Below are 18,066 nucleotides of genomic sequence, written 5' to 3' on the forward strand. Positions count from 1 at the left end.
TTGTTTTAAATATTAAATAAAGTTTATTGCAATATTTAAAATTTTAAAAAATTAAAAGATTTTGAACGAAAAATAGAAATAAAAAAATAGAAAACTTATCCTCAAAAGAGGAAAGTCAGATTTAGTTTTTAATATACTTTTTTAAATCTTCAGCTTTGTCGGTTTCTTCCCATGGAAGACCTTCAATACCGAAGTGACCGTACTTAGCGGTTTGTTTGTAGGTAACATCTCTTAAACCTAAGGTTTCGATGATTCCATCAGGTGTTAATCTGAAGTTTTCACGTACAATTTTTTCAAAGTCAACATCTGCACCGGTTCCAAAAGTATCCACCATAACTGAAGTCGGTTCTGCAACTCCAATTGCATAGGATAATTGGATTTCACATTTTTCTGCAAGTCCGCTAGCTACGATGTTTTTAGCAATGTATCTTGCCATGTAACATGCGCTTCTGTCTACTTTAGTGCAGTCTTTACCTGAAAATGCTCCTCCACCGTGGCGGGCATATCCTCCATAGGTATCGACAATGATTTTACGGCCTGTAAGGCCTGCATCCCCGTGAGGACCTCCAATTTCAAACTTACCTGTCGGATTGATGTGCTCTTTAGTATCTTCAGTCATTAATTCTTGAGGAATAACAGCTTTGAAGAGTTTTTCACGAATATCCTCTTTTAACTGTTCCTGATTTTCTGACATTGTCTCATCATGCTGGGTTGACAATACCACTGCATCAAGTGAAACGACGTTGCCGTCTTTATCATAATTTACAGAGACTTGTGCTTTACCGTCAGGCCTTAAATATGGGATTTCCCCGCTTTCTCTGAGTTCAGTTAATTTATTAGTTAATTTACGGGCAAGATCAATTGGGTAAGGCATTAATGAATCGGTTTCGTTAGTTGCAAAACCGAACATCATTCCCTGATCTCCAGCTCCGGTTTCTTCTTCTCCACGGTCTACCCCTTGATTAATGTCCGCAGATTGTTCATGAAGTCTATTTTCAACTTTACATGTGTGACCATCAAATTTTAAATCGGGATTGTCATATCCAATTTCAATGATTGTATCCCTAATGATTTTTTCAATTTCATCTTCTGAGATATGAGCTGATGAGGTTATTTCACCAAATACCATACAAAAATCAGTTGTTACACAAGTTTCACATGCAACATGTGAATTTTTATCCTGTGCCATATATGCATCCAATATAGCATCAGAAATAATATCCGCAACCTTGTCAGGATGTCCCTGAGTTACTGATTCTGATGTAAATGTTCTACCTAGTTCATTCATATTTTATCACCAATATTCAATTTTAATTCAGTGTTTTATTAACAAATCAAATAGTCACTATAAGTTATATCTAAAATATTATATAAAAATTATTAAAATTGAAGAGATAAAAAATAGAAAAAAACTAATTTTTTAATAAGAAAAATAACAAAACATTAAATATGAAAATCATATATTGGAGCGACTTCAACTGTCCATATTGCTATATAGGAAATACAAGACTTAAAAAGGCAATAGATGAACTGAATTTGGATATCAAAATGGAGATGAAAGCTTTTGAACTTGAACCGGAAGAAAGTGATGAAATAGCTACTCCCATGAAAAACCATTATGCGAGAAAATATGGTATTCCTGAGTTTGAAGCTATAGATGAGCTTAAAGAAATTGATGAGATTGGAAGACAGGAAGGCTTAAATTATGATTATTCCAACAGCAAAATTACATCTTCAAGAAATGCTCACAGATTAGTGAAGCTGGCTTCAAGCAAAATGGATGATGAATTAGTTGATAATATTTGTGAAAAATTGTCCCAGGCTTTTTTGTGTGAAGGAAAAACTTTGTCAGATAAAGAAGTTCTGATTGAAATCGGAACATCTGAAGGTCTAAACAAAGATGAAATCGAAGAAATGTTGAACAGTGATAAATACCAAGTTGAAGTCCAGATTGATGAAGATGATGCCAGATTAAATGGCGTTAATTCCGTTCCATTCTATTTCATTGAAAAAGGTGATGAAACCCTTGCAATTCCCGGCGCATTAACTATTGAAGGATTTAAAAATGCCTTAAAAGATTTGATAAGTGGAGACATTGAAGATAAATTAGAATAACCTCCTCAAAGCAATATTGCTTTTAAAAATGAGTTAAATTTATTATAAAGTTCCGTAAAAGCTATATTCCATGATTAGGATAAAATATGCAGACAGCTATTTCAAAAGATTACTTGGACTGATGTTTAAAAAAGACATTGATTACGGATTGTTATTCATTTTAAAATACGGATCAAGCATCCATACATGTTTTATGAGATTTACAATTGATGCTTATTTTTTAGATGAAAATAAAGTCATTATTGATAAGACCACACTGAAACCCTGGAAATTCTATAGCCCATCAAAAAAAGCAAAATATATTTTGGAAACTAAAGAAAACTTTTTAAATTTAAAAAAAGGAGAAAAAATTGAGTTTAGATAAACTCCAAAACATCTTCAGGATGTTCGAAAATTTGAATATCATCAATTTCAGATAATTTCCTTGTATTTTCAATATCGATGTCTCTCATGTAGATTGTAATGATTTTTCCTTCTGAAATTGCATCATAGGGACAAGAATTCCTGCATTGTCCACATCCGACACATTTTGTCAAATCAATCTCATCATGAGGAATAATCGCTCCTTCAGGACATACAAGAGCCGCAACACACTCATCACACTTTTGACATTTGCTGGCTTCCATTTTGGATGGAAGAACAGTGTCAATTGGTCCCGGATGGATATCAACAGGGACCATGAATGTCTTAACAGCACCTTTGCCTGCCTGTGCAACAGCATTTGTCACTAATGTGTCTGCAATACCATAAACGATTTTGGAAACCGTATTTGCCGTTGCAGGCGATACTATCAGTAAATCATATTTACCAAGTGAGAGTCTGCCTGTTATTGGATATGAAAACTTTTGGTTGGAATCTGTAGCAAGCTCTCTGTATTTGCCACCAGTCAGTCTGGTAACCCTTTCGTAAAGGCCATACATTTTCAATACTTCTTCCGCAGCACCTGAAAGAAATATGGTTACTTCATGGTCTCGAGCCAGTTTTTCAGCAACTTGAACAGATTCATTTAGTAAATGACCTGCTCCAGTAAAAGCAAACCCTATTCTCATAGTAATCTATAATTTATGATATTGATAAGCGTCTTTATCGGAAAATGCATAATCTAAAGTTACGTATTGATTCATGAATTCAGCAACTTCATCAGCGATGTTTTCTTTGTCAACAGCAACACGTTTAATGAATTCAGCAACTTCAGACATTTCTTTTTCTTTTAAACCTCTTCTGGTAATTTCCTGAGTACCGATTCTGATACCTGATGGATCATCGGAATTGTCTCTGTCATCACCAGGAAGGAGATTTTTATTTAAGATAACATTATTGTCAGCCAATTCACGGGCAATATCAGATGCTGATCTAATGGAACTTAAATCAACAGCAATTTGGTGTGATTGGGTGAATCCCTGTTCTTCACATAATACATCGAATCCTAATTCATACATTGCCTGACCTAATGCCTGAGCATTTTTAATGGTTTGTTTTGCGTAAGCTTCACCGAATTCCAGCATTTCAGCAGTTGCAATACCTAATCCGAGCAAGTGGTGTAAATGGTGATTACTTACAACACCAGGGAATACTGCATTGTCGATTAATTCTTCATTTTCTTTGTGTGAAAGGATGATTCCTCCCTGTGGACCAGGGAATGTTTTGTGGGTACTTCCCATCATTACATCTGCTCCTTCTTTAAGAGGTTGCTGGAATTGGCCTCCGGCAATAAGACCTAATACGTGAGCTCCATCGTACATGATAGTTGCTCCAACTTCATCAGCTGCTTCACGAGCTTCTTTAACAGGATGAGGGAATAAGAATAAACTTCCTCCGAACAAGATTATTTTTGGTTTTTCTTCGAGGATTTTTTTGTTCATTGCATCGATATCAATGTTCATGATATCTTTGTTTAAAGGATGGAATACGGTTTTTAATCCACGGATACCTGCTGCACTTACATCTGCGTGGGAAATATGTCCTCCGGAAGGTACTTCCAAAGCCATTACTTTTTCACCAGGTTTTGCAAATCCAAAGAATGCTGCTAGATTTGCGGTTACACCTGAAACAGGCTGAACGTTAGCATAGTCACAGTCATAAACTTTGCATGAAAGTTTTTTGGTCATATCTTCGACCTGGTCAACGAACTGACATCCTTCATAAAATCTTTGGAATGCCTGACCTTCAGCGTATCTGTGAGCAAAATCAGTTGCTAAAGCTTCAGTAACCTCTACACTGGTTACATTTTCAGAAGCAATCAAATTAATACTGTTTCTCATATATTGAGTATGTTCTTTTGCAATTTCTTCAAATTTTAAAATTTCGTCATGATAATTAGTCATTTACTACACCTAAAATTAAATTAAAAATTATGTTTTAATTTATATTGATAATCAAATATAATGTTTATGAAAATAGGAGTTATTTTAACTATATTTCAAATTGATTTTCAAAATGTAGATTACATAAAAAAGCAGGATGAATGCCAAAAGTAAAAATACTGTACCTGCTGGAAATATGGACATTACTCCAAAACCGTCGACGAGAAATCCGCCGATTGCAATTCCTATGGCGATTCCACCGTTTAAAATGCTTAAAAATATGCCGTTTGCAAGCTCAAGATTATCTGAGAGTACTGAAGTTTCGATATATTGAATCAAATTGTATCCCATTCCATCCAATATTCCAAAAATTAAAATTAATGCCAATACTGGAATCAGATAATCAACTGAAAAGTACAATGCAACAAAAACCGAAGCACAGACAATCTGGAAAATAATTAATGTGAGCTTATCTTTCATTGATATCAGCTTTCCACCCAGCCATGTTCCAAAAATGGAAAATACTCCATAGACAAACAGGAAAATGCTCAACTTATAGGTATAGATATGGCTGACCGTCTGCAGGAAATATGGAAGATAGTTATAGACTATGCTTGCGCCAATCGGCATCATGACAATTCCCACAGATGCTAAAATGAATTCTTTTGAATTTAAACTTGAAAATGACATTTTATAGCTTGTTGCTTTGCCCGCAATCTTTGGGAAAAATAACACTATCAGAATCAGCGTTAAAAAATTGATTGCAAAAATCCAGCACATGGCTGTCTGATATCCAAAAATTGTTCCGAGAGCGGTTGTTATTGGCAAACCCACAATACTTCCGACAGAAATTCCAAGAAGAATCTTAGTGATATAATCCTGTTTTTGGCCCTCAGGAGCAATTTCCTCACAGACTGTCAATGCAATTGAAATAAATGCAGGATAGAATACTGCAGACATTATTCTGAAAAATGAAGCGATGAGAATATTATCTGTAAATATGATTATAAAATTAGAAACTGCAAAGACAGCCAAAATTGAAACGAAAGTTTTCTTTCTCTCAAACCTTGAAAATAGTGTAGGTACAAATAGTCCGCATATCGCAATAGTGAAAGTAAATGAACTAACATATAGTCCGGATATTGCAATTGAAGTATTGAAATATTGTGAAATTTGTGAAATAATGCCTATAATGCTTAATGGTGTGTTAATACCCAATGATGAAAGCATTAATATATAAAGTAGCAGTTTAGGATTATTTTTCATAATTCATACCTATTTAATTAATAACACAAGTTATGTTAAAATGAGTATTAATACTTTAATATCATGAAAAAAATACTGTAAAAAAAGTGTTAAAAAAAAGTAAAAAAAGAAATAGAGATTAAAAATCTCTAAATCTATTTTCCTATGTCTTCAAGAGCAGCACTGATTTGTGCCATAATTTGATCGGTTTTGAAGTGTTGTTGATCCATAGCACCGGATGGACATGCACCTACACAGGTACCGCATCCTTTACATAATGCAGTGTTAATTTCAGCGTGGTTGGAACCTGAGTCACCAACAATTGAAATAGCACCGAATGGACATAATTCAACACAAACTTCACAAGCACCACAAATACCTTCATCAGTACGTGCGACGATAGGTTCGATTTCTACTTGACCTTTAGCCATTGGGATAGCTGCTCTGGATGCTGCAGCGGAACCTTGTGCTACGGAGTCAGGAATATCTTTAGGACCTTGAGCTACACCAGCAATGTAAACACCGTCAGTTAAGGTGTCAACAGGTCTGAGTTTAGGGTGAGCTTCCATGTAGAATCCGTCTGCGGATTTGGAAACACCTAAGATTTGTCTGAGTTCGTCTGAACCAGCAGAGTGTTCAAGTCCAACACTTAATACAACCATGTCGTAAGTGTATTCAGTTACTTTACCGAGTAAAGTATCTTCTGCTCTGATAGTTAAGGTTAAATCATCATTTTCGAAGATTTGTGCAGGTCTACCTCTAACGAATTCAATTCCGTATTTTTCTTGGGAAGTTTTGTAGAACTCTTCGTATCCTTTACCGAATGAACGGATATCCATGTAGTAACAGGTTACTTCAGTGTCAGGTTCGTGGTCAATACATAATTGAGCGTTTTTCATGGAGTACATACAACATACTCTGGAACAGTAAGGTTTACCGATTTGCTCATCTCTTGAACCGACACAGTGGATGAATGCGATACGTTTAGGTTCGATACCGTCGGAAGGTTTGATAACGTGTCCACCAGTAGGACCGGATGCGTTAATCATTCTTTCAATTTCCATTGCGGTAATTACGTTAGTGTAACGGCCGTATCCGTATTGGTAAATTCCGGATGGGTCGAATGGGTCGTAACCGATAGCAGCAATAATAGTACCGACTTCTAAGTCAATTTTTTGTGGTTTTTGATTGTGATCAATTGCGTCTGGACCACATGCTTGTACACATAAGTTACATTCGATACAGTAGTCTTTATCAATAGTTGCACATAATGGTACAGCTTGAGGGAATGGAATGTAAGCAGCTTTTACCATACCTACACCTTCGTCGTAGTAGTTAGGTATTTCGATAGGACAAGCTTCTTGACAAGCTCCACAACCAGTACATAAATCTTCATCTACGTATCTAGGTTTTTTCTCTACAGTAACTTTGAAGTTTCCGATGTATCCGTCTACTTCAGTAACTTCTGCGTAAGAAATTAATTCGATGTTTTCGTGTTTTGCACAGTCTACCATCTTAGGTGCTAAAATACACATTGAACAGTCGAGAGTTGGGAAAGTTTTATCTAATTGTCCCATTCTTCCACCAATGGTTGGGTTTCTTTCTACCATGTAGGTTTTGAATCCCATGTCACCTAAATCTAATGCGGTTTGAATACCACATACTCCACCACCGATAACTAATGCTTTGTTATCTACTGCTACTTTGGTAGCTTCTAATGGTTCGAGTAATCTTGCTTTTGCAACAGCCATACGAGTTAAGTCTTTAGCTTTTGCAGTAGCTTCTTCAGGTAAGCTCATGTGTACCCAGGAGTCTTGTTCTCTTAAGTTAGCAAATTCAAATAAAAATTTGTTTAATCCTGCTTCTTCTACACATCTACGGAAAGTAGGTTCGTGAAGACGAGGGGAACAAGCTGCAACAACAATTCTGTTTAAGTTTTTCTCTTTGATGTCCTCTTGGATCATAGCTTGACCTGGGTCGGAACACATGTATTTGTAGTCAGTTGCATAAACAACGTTTGGTAAAGTCTTTGCATATTCTGCAACTTCAGGACAGTCTACTACTCCACCGATGTTAACACCACAGTGACAGACGTAAACACCTATCCTTAATTCTTCATTATTATCTCTTATTTCTTCTGCCATAATTTTCACCTTGTACAAGTGTGCGAAATTATCTAACATAGAGTTAGATATTAAATATGTAGTATGAACACATTAATAAAGGTTTCTGATAAAATATGGGAGTAAAGTATATATATGATGAAATAAAATATTGCTAAAAATAACATTGATTAAAAAATAAAGGATTTATAAGCATTATTTATGATAAAATAAATTCTAATCAATAATTTTTAGGAAAACAAAAATTTAAATAATTTAAATTTTGGAAAATTTGGGCTATAATAACATGATTATGAGGGGCAAGCTAATCAGTGAAATTACAGTGTCAATTAAAATACAATCCGATGTCAATTCATAGTCTAATTTATAAGTAATTGCAAGTATCAGTGATAACATTCCTGACGGCATTGCAGCCTCAATAATTGAAACATTGAATTGCAGGTCAACAAAGCCTAACCATGAAACAATGAAAAATGCAACTAACGGGAAAAATGCCAATTTCATTATAGATGTGAAAATAATCATTGATTTGGAACGTTTAAGTCCACTTAAATCAATAGAAATACCTAAAGACAACATAATCAGTGGGATAGTACCGTTTCCTAAATAATCAACAGTGTTTTCAAGAACAGGCCCAATTGGAATATTTAATAGATTTAATAAAATTCCTAAAATAATTGCCCATAAGGGTGGGAAAAGTGCAATCTTTTTAACTGCCATTTTTGGAGATCCCCCAAATTTTAAAACCAAAACAAATGATAAAATCAAAAAGATGACACTGGTAGCAATATCACAGAAAATAGCTCTTAAAAAACCTTCACTGCCATAAATACCAATATTTACAGGATAGCCCATAAATGCTGTGTTAGCAATCATTATTGCAACCAGTACGCTCCATAACGTCTTATCTGGAAGATTCATTTTTTTAAGTATGACATAAGAGACTATTCCCGTAATAAATGATGAAGCTAAAATAACAAAAGGAAGAACACCCAAAGATGACATTAAAGATAAGTCTGCAATGTATAATGCAGAAAAAATCATACAAGGCAATAAGATATTAATAACAATGTTGTTTAAAGAATCAACGTCTTTAACGCTTAAAAAATCGATTCGCTTAAGAAAATAACCTAAAGCAATCATTAATATAATTGACAAAATAGTTATTTCTATGGCATTCATTATTATAAATAGTCAGTTAAAGTATATAAAATTTAAGAAAAAGAAATTTAGAGAAGGTATTTAGTCAACAATACCTTCATTAGTAATTTTAAATACACATTCGCCTTCAGGTAAATGAGGACTGTCCACTAAACGGGCAATTCTTTTACCTGCAAGTCCTTTTTTAAGCCAAATTCTGTAAGTGGAAGCGTGTCCTAAAACGTGACCACCAATAGCTTTTGTAGGACTTCCGAAGAATGAATCAGGTTTAGCTTGAACTTGGTTTGTAATGAAAACTGCAACATTGTAAGTATTAGCAATTTGCTGAAGGGAGTGTAAATGTTGGTTTAATTTTTGTTGTCTTACAGCTAAAGATTCTCTTCCAACATATTCTGCTCTGAAATGAGCCATTAATGAATCAACGATAACTAATTTAACATTAGTTCCGGATTGAATGAGTTCATTAATCTTGTCAACCATTAATATTTGGTGAGCGGAATTGAAAGCACGAGCAACATGAATTCTTTGTAAAACATCTTCAACATCCAATTCAAAACCATTTGCGATTTGTTTAATTCTTTCCGGACGGAATGTATTTTCAGTATCTACGAAAACACAGTCACCATCAAGGCCACCAAATTCTTCAGGTAATTGAACTGTTACAGCTAATTCGTGAGAAATTTGACTTTTACCGGATCCGAATTCACCGAACACTTCAGTGATAGCCTGAGTTTCTATTCCTCCAGCAATCAATTCATTGAATCCTTTACTTCCAACTGAAATATGACCTACATCTTTTCTTCTTTCATCAACTTCCAATGCTGTTTCAAATCCTATGTCTTCAGCTTTACGTGCAGCTTCAATAACTTTTTCAGCAACACCTTCACCGATTTCTGCTTTAACTGATAATTCTTTAGGAGTAGCAGTAGCTAATCTCATCATATCTGCAAAACCAGCATCTCTTAATTTTTCTGCAGTTTTTTCACCGACACTTGGTAAATCTTCTAATTCCACCATAATAATCCTTCCTTAATTTGTTTAATAATATTTTTGTAAAATTTTTCTTGGGTTAAGCCTTCTGGCTTCATTATATTCATCATAACGAACATTTGCAATAACTTCAACAGTTAATCCTTCTAAATCATCAATTCTTCCATCTAAAGCTCCAGGATCATCATTTACAATGCTGACAATTTCGTCTTTAGACATTTCAAGGAGTTCTTCAACAAGATTATCGAAGAATGTGATACCAATCTCACCAGTATCGTCAACTAATGTGGTTGGAATCATAATTGTTGTTCTTGGTTCATCAAATTCTTCACCACAGAACTCGCAAGTGGTTTCTCCATCGATTTCAATGTCACCAATGTTGTTTCCACAGTTTGGACATTTTCTAATAAGCAAACGTTCTGAAACAAGATCTTGGAGAGTTCCTGTGACACGCACATTTACGTCTTCATCTTCAATAGCTTCTATTTCTTTTTGGACATATATTGACTCTTTGAGTTCTTCAAGAGAAGGTAAATTCAATAACTCTTCATCACTAGGTTTTACAATTGCAGTGTTTCTTCCCACATTTAAAGTCAACTGGTCATTGTAATAGTCTACACGAGGATTTTGAATCTTAATGGCTTCGCCTTCGTCAAATTCTCTTTGAGCATCGTCACCCCATAAAGAAACTCTTACAGCTGAAGAATTATCAGCGATTTCAATATTTCTTAATAAATATTTACTGCCGTCATCTCTTTCTAATTCACGAACATCAAATACTTCAAATATTCTGCCGACAACATAAATATTTTCATCGTATTCATCCAAATCGGTAATTTCACGGTATTCATAAATCATTTTTTCTAATGATTCGAAAGACGGTAGGAATTTAGCTTCATCTTCAGATAATTTGATTACACGGGAAGAAGATCCGATATTCAAATTGATTGAGTCCATGGTAAATCTGACTCTAGCATTTTCAAATAAGTAAGCGTCTCCAACATCCATTGGGATTTCGGTTTTATCATCCCATAATGATATTTCAATTACCTGAGTTCCATCGGAAATTGATGCTGAACGCACACGGCCTTCACTACCGTCGGATGGTCTTTCGAAAGATCTTACATCACCGACAGACATTGCTCTTCCCATAACATCAACGTCTACATTATCATCGTCAATCAGGAATACTTGCTCTATGGACATAGGCTGTAATGATTCTTTAATAGAGTTAAATAATGATAGCTGTTCATCAGACAGGTTTTTAGGATTGACTGTTATTTGGGTTGAGAAATTAGTGTTTATTGAATGTCCTTCAGCGGCATATTCATCATAAACTACATTTCCACCGATTAATTTAACAATATCACCTTTTTTAATTTCAATATCGGCACTTTCTCCCCATAAAGTGACCCTAATTGATCCTGTATCATCAGTAATATTGAAATTTCTTAATTGGCCTTCACTATTGTCAGATTTCCTTTTGAATTTTCTGATGTCTTGGATTTTGGTTACTACACCAATGATTGCAATATCGGAATCGCCATCATCCAAATCACCTATTTCTGAAAATTCATGAACAAAGTCAGGGACATCGAAGTCACCTTTAATTATTCTTCCATCCCAGTGGCTTAAAGATTTTTCATCATTTCTTTCTCTGACTTGTGCCTGGAGAATTTTTACGGTATCTCCATCATTCAAATCAAGGCTTTCAATTAAATCAACATTATTATTCCATAATGTGTAAGAAATGGTACCTGATTCATCCTGAAGCTCTAAAGATGCGACTTTACCCTCTTTTTCATTTTTAGTATATGATCTGACTGGTGGGATTCTGGTAATTCTTGCGATAATATTAACTGTAGTATCTGCTTCAACATCTTTAATTGGAGTGATTTCCTCAACATATTCTGGATAGTCAGCAGGGTCTGCATCAACAACTTTTTCGAAAACAGATCTTGGCCTCATTGTAGCTTCAAGTCCTGAATAGCCGTCTTTAATGTCAACTCCACCTACATGGACAATGTCTCCTTCATTAATATTTTTAAGGTGTTTAATATTTTCAGTCCATAATACAACACGTATACTGCCTGTTTTATCTTCTACTTCAACATTACAGACTCTTCCGGAGTTTCCTTTACGTGTTTTGAAAGATTTAGGATTGCTTATAATCTTTACTACACCAGTAAATGATTTTTCTTTGTCACCATTTTCAAGTAAACCGATGTCATCTGATGAATACTCTTCTCTTTCTGTTAGAATTTCATTTTTTTTTTCAATGTATTCACCGATGATCTGATCTGCAAAAGTTTCCTCATTCATAAATGATACATCGGAATTTTCTTTTTTCAGCGCATTCATTTTAGCTAAAAATTCATCCTGTGAAAGAAAATCTTTTACCTGTTCATATTTTTCTAAAAGTTCATCTGTCATTACGACTTCTTCAAAAGATGAGTCGTCTTCACTTTCGTCAGCGGAATTTTTAGATGATGAAATATCCTTGACACCAATATGATTATTTACAACATCTGCTGCAATGTCTGCATCATTGATAAAAGGTAAATCATCGTAATTTGGACGTATTTCCTCCATTTCTGCTAAAAATTCTTCTTCAGAGAGTATATCTTTGACTTTTTCGTATTGTTCTAAAATTTCTTTTTCCATACCAAACCCCTCATTAGAAAGTTAATTATTATTATGTAATTTCTTATAATATAAGTGATGTGGGAGAGCATTTGAACAGTATTCGCTGTTTGAAAAATCTATTAAAATAGCTTAAATATTATATAAATAGATAAAAATGGGATGATTATTAATACGCATTTGGATTTTTCTTAACAATAGTTTTTATCATTATTCCTAAATCTAAACCCATATGCCAATTCTCTACATATTCAATATCATATTCTATACGTTTTTTAATAGACGTATCGCCTCTACAACCATGAATTTGAGCCCAACCAGTTATGCCTGGCTTAACCTGATGCTTGACCATATACTTAGGAATTTCCTTTCTGAACTCATCGACGAAATATGGTCTTTCCGGTCTGGGACCGACTACACTCATGTCACCTTTCAACACATTGAAAAATTGAGGCAACTCATCAATGCTGGTTTTCCTGATAATTTCACCGACTTTAGTTTTTCTAGGATCATCTTTTGTGGTCCATTCGGATTTTTCATCATTAGGACTTTGAACCCTCATACTACGGAATTTATACATTTCAAAAGGTTTTCCATTGTGACCTATCCTTTCCTGCTTAAAGATAATAGGTCCTTTAGAGGTCAGTTTTATTGCAATAGCTGTAATAATCATTATCGGTGAAGTTATAATAATGGCTATTATTGCAATAATGTAGTCTGAAATGTATTTTAAAGCTTTGTTCAAGGAGTCATCCAAAGGCACGTAACGTATATTGATAATCGGAATATCTTCAATCATGTCAACTGATGGCTGAGCCGGAAAATATCTGATATAGTCAGGAATGATTTCTGCCTTAATACCGACACGTTCACAGCTTTCCACAACTTCATCAATTTTATAGTAATATTTTAATGGAATTGCAAGAACGACACGGTCATAGTCATTATTTTCCAAAACAGTATCCAAATCAGAAAATGAACCTATAATCTTACTTCCTTCAATTTCCATACCCACACGGTTACTTCTGCCTAAAAATCCACTAATATCAAAACCTAAATACGGATTGTTTCTAATTTTACGTGCGAAAGTGAATGCCAAATCATTATCTCCAACAATCAGAATATGTTTTATATTTCTATTATCGCTGCGGATTTTTTTAAGAAAGCTTCTGATAACAAACCTTTCTATAATAGCAAATATCGTTGCGATTATTCCTAAAAGGAATAGCATGATTCTTGAAAAGTCAGGCTGGTTTAAAACAAACAGAATAGCAACCAACACGACAAAAGCCACAATATTGACTTTAATGATTTGAGTAGCTTCCGAAAATATCGTTTTATAGGTTCTGCGAGGCTTATATAATCCAAAAGAAAAGTACAATATCAGATAAACCGGAATTACGGCAAATATTAAGAATAATAAATAATTCTGAAGCGGAAGATGGCCCCCGATTGGTCCGAACATTGTAGTTTTAAAACGTAACCACCATGAAACGGCTAATGATACTGCTATAACTAAAACGTCAACCAGAACCATGATTAGATTAAACCATCTTTGATTTTCTTTTATCATACATTAAACCCCAAATTAGTTAATAATATGATATGAATTTTATATAATATTTAATTTTTCTTTTTGAAAATATTTAAAAAAAGTTTTAAAATGCATAAAACAGATATTCCAAGGTAAACAACCAGATTAACTAAGATATTTGACTCATTAGCATGATGTTTTTTATAATATATGTACATTGCACGATAGAACTCATAAATAAGTTTAGGCCTTTGTCTTTTACTGCTGGCTCCCTTGAAATGAGTTATTTTATCCTTTCCATAGTATATTATTTTCCAACCCGCCTTTTTTATTCTGTAACATAAATCAATGTCTTCACCATACATGAAAAATGTCTCGTCCAGTAAACCGATATCATCCAGAATTTCTTTTCTTGTAAAGATAAAAGCTCCGGTCAAACAATCGATTTCATAGACTCCATCGTCATCCAAATCATCTAGATTGTAATTATCGTCTTCACTATTTGTTGGAATATGGAATAACCTGAAAAATGAGTTTTTAACATTAGGGAAAGTTCTTTTACATGCTTTATCAAGAGTATTGTCCTCCAAAAGCACCTGACATCCGCATGCCCCAACATCCGAATTGTTTTCCATGAATTCGTAAATGTCTTTCAACGTATTCTCCCAAACGACAGTGTCTGAATTTAAGAGAAGAACATACTTTGAATCAATAGTTTTTAATGCCAAATTATTTCCGGCTGCAAATCCATTGTTTGACGGGCTTGCAATGAATTTTACCTTGTCTTTAAAATATTCTTTCAGCTTTGATAAACTGTCATCAGGAGATGCATTGTCCACAACAATGATTTCAATGTCAAATGGATAGGAATACTCCAAAATAGAATTGATAGTGTTTTTAGTTAGTTCAAACGTTCCATAATTTACAATAACTATAGATAAATCCATGATAATTCACTTTTTTAAAAAATTTAATGTGTTAACTATTAATTTATATTCCAGTCTAAAATAGTTTTTCAGGTTAGACTTTTTAAAATTGACCTTTTGAAGCTGTGATCTTGTGGATAAACCTTCTTTAACACCACTTAAATAAACAGGACCAAATCCCTTTTTCAAAAAGAAAACATATTTTATTGCAAAACCAAAGAATAGAAAAATGAAATTAATTATTTTCAGCGGAACTGGAAGATTCTTGTAGACTGTCCATACATTATTTCTTGCAGCAATTTTAACTTTAAAGTCATTGTATCTGCTGCCGCTTGTTGCACTTCCTATATGGTATACAATAGCTTCGGGACAGAGTAAATTTCTATAACCGCTGATTTGTGACCGGATAGCCAAATCAACATCTTCCATGTATGCGAAGTATTTTTCATCAAAAAGCCCTAATTTTTCCAATAATGGTTTTTTATACAAAGCAGCACCTGCACAGCTGGAAAATATTTCAAAAACTTCAGAATAGTCATTTGAGTTTCTGTTTTCACCGGTCTTTTTAGTCCATGCAAGCAGATTGTACTGGTCACCGGCATCATCAATAAGTGACTTGTTGTCAGCTTTTAGCATTTTTGCCTGAACGGAAAAAACATCATCATCGCGAATCAAATCAAGCATTGCCTTAATTGAGCCTTTCTTAATTTCAGTGTCATTATTTAAGGAGAAAATATAGTCATGTTTAGCTTTTGAAATTCCCTGATTTACGGCTTTTGCAAATCCTAAATTTTCATCATTGCTTATTATAACAACTGGGAAGTTGAAGGAATTGTTTTTAATATAATCTAGGCTTGAATCATCAGATCCATTATCTACAATAATGACTTCACCGATGCATTCACTATCACGATTGAGTGAATCAAAATACTTTTTAAGAAATTTAACTCCATTATAATTGGGTGTTACTACTGAAACTTTCATAATAATCTAGATTGAATTTTTAAATTTTTTCCACAATATATAATATAGTTTTGGATTAAATAAAAATAACTTAATTTTTAACTCAAATTTCTTATCTCCTTTAAAATTAGCTAATTTATTGAATAAATCCAATTCCCTCATTTTTTCAATTACCTCATCATAGTCATAGTCATTATAGAAAAAATAGTTCATGTTGCCAAAAATAGCTCTTGGAATCCTTGAATTATAAATTAATTGGACCAAATCCGGATGGGAGAGTTCTCTAAAGAATTCCGCCAAATCTTCCAGAACAGGAATGAAATCAAAACGTTTTAATTTGGAAGTATTAATTAAAGACTCCTGATGCTGAATATAATAATATGTTATTTCATTGCTTATTTTAATAGAATCACCTAAAATCAGTGCCCTTAATGCAAAGTCTGAATCTTCACCATAGCTTATATCTTCACGGAATCTTAAATTGTTTTTTCTAATAATATCTGTTTTATATGACAATTGTACAAAATTAAAAGGCACTTCCATTCCAAGTTCCAACTTTATAAAGTCCTTGGCTTTAATTTCATCAACATCATAAACATGAGGATTGGATAACTTTTCATTATCCTTTTTAATCATTTGAATTAAGCTAAAGTCATAATCTGAATTATACAATTCAGATAAATGATTTGTCAATAGATAATCATCTCCATCGACAAATACTATATATTCACCATTTGCTTCATTAATTCCCTTATTTCTAGCAGCACTTACGCCGGAATTTTTCTGATGAATGATTTTATGTGCAATGTCTGAATCAGCAAATTTTTCTTCAATTATTTTTAATGTATCATCTGTTGAGCCGTCATCTACTACAATGATTTCATAATCTTCAAAGTTCTGATTGAAAATCGAATCCAAAGTGGCGGAAATATAGTCCTGTTCGTTGAAAACCGGTACGATAACACTCATTTTAACATTACTCATTTTTTCCACCTTCATTAATTACAAAATCAACAACTCTTTCGGATGCGTGTCCATCAATAAAATCAAATTGTGTTTTTAAAAATGAATTTAAGTTAGAAATATCGATTCCTTCGCGAATAACAGTGATTAGCTCATCATCATTATATACAATTGGTCCTGGAAGGTCTTTTTTATAATTCAAGTAAAACCCACGTTCATTGTTTAAATAGTTTTCCAAGTCATAAGCGAAAAATATTATAGGTTTACTTAACATTGCAAACTCTATCATAATGGACGAATAATCAGTTATTAGAATATCCGCCAGCAATAACAATTCCTGTTCATTTTTATAATTGCTGCAGTCAATATAATCTCCGTCAACGGAAATATCTTCAGAGTAAAAATTTTTAATTTTCGGATGGAGCCTTAATGCTAAAACATAATCATCAGCCAGCTGTTCATTAAATTTCTTCAAATCCAGATAATTGAATACATTATTGTAGAGTTTATCTTCCCTAAATGTAGGGGTGTATAGGATTATCTTTTTATCCGGGGAAATGTTGAATTTTTTATTGAATTTCTCCCTTAATCCGTCAACATCATGATTTTTAAAATAATAATCCGCCCTGGGAAGACCCAAAGGTTTGATTTTGGACTTGTCAATCTGAAATGCTTCGCTGTAATAGTTTTCAATATTTTTTGAAGTGACAATTAAAAAATCAGTATTGTCTGAAATTAGCTTAAGCATATCCTTATTTTCAACGCTTCCCCCAAATTTTTTAAAAGCTCCCGGAGCATGCCACAGCTGAATGACTGAAGTTTCATCTTTAAATTTCATGAATGCAATAGGAAAGAAATTGTCATTTAAAAAAACATATTTTGAGGTAGCTAATTTTTTTAAGGAAGAGAAGGATATCTTATCCTTATAATAAAAATTAAATTTGTATTGGCCTTTTTTTTCAAACTCGTTTTTTATATATTCAAGATTGCCGCTGAATGATTCATTGGAATCTATAACAAATGAAATCATATTATCCTGAATAGGAAACTTGGCAAAAATATTAAAAATGCTTCCAAATATCTTATGTTTTAAATACATC

The 18,066-nt window shown here is 33.5% G+C and carries 15 protein-coding genes; 2 read left to right on the forward strand and 13 right to left on the reverse strand.

Features of this window, described 5'->3' with window-relative positions; all coding sequences use genetic code 11:
• Positions 1–121: 121 nt before the first annotated feature.
• Positions 122–1,288, reverse strand: a complete 1,167-nt coding sequence (gene metK / locus IJQ68_RS03010) for a methionine adenosyltransferase (RefSeq protein WP_292796772.1) — start codon at positions 1,286–1,288, stop codon at positions 122–124.
• 161 nt (positions 1,289–1,449) lie between these two features.
• Here metK and IJQ68_RS03015 point away from each other — a divergent pair, with 161 nt between their 5' ends.
• Both IJQ68_RS03015 and IJQ68_RS03020 read left to right on the forward strand, forming a co-directional pair.
• Positions 1,450–2,115 (forward strand): DsbA family protein, encoded by a 666-nt coding sequence (locus IJQ68_RS03015; protein WP_292796775.1) that lies wholly within the window; start codon positions 1,450–1,452, stop codon positions 2,113–2,115.
• A 70-nt stretch (positions 2,116–2,185) separates the two neighbouring features.
• Positions 2,186–2,479: a DUF192 domain-containing protein gene (locus IJQ68_RS03020; RefSeq protein WP_292796777.1), complete on the forward strand. Its 294-nt coding sequence runs from the start codon at positions 2,186–2,188 to the stop codon at positions 2,477–2,479.
• On the opposite strand, the gene IJQ68_RS03025 is transcribed toward IJQ68_RS03020, so the two are convergent.
• From IJQ68_RS03025 to IJQ68_RS03080, 12 genes are all read right to left on the reverse strand, one after another.
• The gene (locus IJQ68_RS03025) at positions 2,472–3,164 is read right to left on the reverse strand and encodes a dihydromethanopterin reductase (acceptor) (protein WP_292796780.1); all 693 of its coding nucleotides are present in this window, start codon (positions 3,162–3,164) and stop codon (positions 2,472–2,474) included. The two genes, IJQ68_RS03020 and IJQ68_RS03025, sit on opposite strands and share 8 nt — an antisense overlap.
• Before the next feature lie 6 nt (positions 3,165–3,170).
• Positions 3,171–4,439: a serine hydroxymethyltransferase gene (glyA, locus tag IJQ68_RS03030; RefSeq protein WP_292796783.1), complete on the reverse strand. Its 1,269-nt coding sequence runs from the start codon at positions 4,437–4,439 to the stop codon at positions 3,171–3,173.
• Between the two features lie 84 nt (positions 4,440–4,523).
• Positions 4,524–5,684 carry an MFS transporter gene (locus tag IJQ68_RS03035; RefSeq protein WP_292796786.1) on the reverse strand — a complete coding sequence of 387 codons (1,161 nt, stop codon included), beginning with the start codon at positions 5,682–5,684 and terminating at the stop codon, positions 4,524–4,526.
• A 134-nt stretch (positions 5,685–5,818) separates the two neighbouring features.
• On the reverse strand, positions 5,819–7,807 hold the full coding sequence (locus IJQ68_RS03040) for a CoB--CoM heterodisulfide reductase iron-sulfur subunit A family protein (protein WP_292796789.1): 1,989 nt from the start codon (positions 7,805–7,807) through the stop codon (positions 5,819–5,821).
• 255 nt (positions 7,808–8,062) lie between these two features.
• The gene (locus tag IJQ68_RS03045; RefSeq protein ID WP_292796791.1) at positions 8,063–8,968 is read right to left on the reverse strand and encodes an AEC family transporter; all 906 of its coding nucleotides are present in this window, start codon (positions 8,966–8,968) and stop codon (positions 8,063–8,065) included.
• 60 nt (positions 8,969–9,028) lie between these two features.
• Complete coding sequence (radA, locus tag IJQ68_RS03050; protein WP_292796794.1) at positions 9,029–9,964, reverse strand: DNA repair and recombination protein RadA; 936 nt, start codon at positions 9,962–9,964, stop codon at positions 9,029–9,031.
• 21 nt (positions 9,965–9,985) lie between these two features.
• Positions 9,986–12,601 carry an OB-fold nucleic acid binding domain-containing protein gene (locus IJQ68_RS03055; RefSeq protein WP_292796797.1) on the reverse strand — a complete coding sequence of 872 codons (2,616 nt, stop codon included), beginning with the start codon at positions 12,599–12,601 and terminating at the stop codon, positions 9,986–9,988.
• Between the two features lie 148 nt (positions 12,602–12,749).
• Positions 12,750–14,153, reverse strand: a complete 1,404-nt coding sequence (locus IJQ68_RS03060; RefSeq protein ID WP_292796800.1) for an undecaprenyl-phosphate glucose phosphotransferase — start codon at positions 14,151–14,153, stop codon at positions 12,750–12,752.
• 50 nt (positions 14,154–14,203) lie between these two features.
• A complete protein-coding gene (locus IJQ68_RS03065; protein WP_292796803.1) occupies positions 14,204–15,061 on the reverse strand; it encodes a glycosyltransferase family 2 protein in 858 nt (285 codons plus the stop codon).
• A 6-nt stretch (positions 15,062–15,067) separates the two neighbouring features.
• Positions 15,068–16,024: a glycosyltransferase family 2 protein gene (locus IJQ68_RS03070; protein ID WP_292796806.1), complete on the reverse strand. Its 957-nt coding sequence runs from the start codon at positions 16,022–16,024 to the stop codon at positions 15,068–15,070.
• Between the two features lie 6 nt (positions 16,025–16,030).
• The gene (locus IJQ68_RS03075) at positions 16,031–16,987 is read right to left on the reverse strand and encodes a glycosyltransferase family 2 protein (protein ID WP_292796808.1); all 957 of its coding nucleotides are present in this window, start codon (positions 16,985–16,987) and stop codon (positions 16,031–16,033) included.
• Positions 16,980–18,065: a CDP-glycerol glycerophosphotransferase family protein gene (locus IJQ68_RS03080; protein ID WP_292796810.1), complete on the reverse strand. Its 1,086-nt coding sequence runs from the start codon at positions 18,063–18,065 to the stop codon at positions 16,980–16,982. The genes IJQ68_RS03075 and IJQ68_RS03080 overlap by 8 nt, the downstream gene beginning before the upstream one ends.
• Between the last annotated feature and the right edge of the window lies 1 nt (position 18,066).

Origin of the sequence: Methanobrevibacter sp., from assembly GCF_017447225.1 — an archaeon.
GTDB lineage: Archaea > Methanobacteriota > Methanobacteria > Methanobacteriales > Methanobacteriaceae > Methanocatella.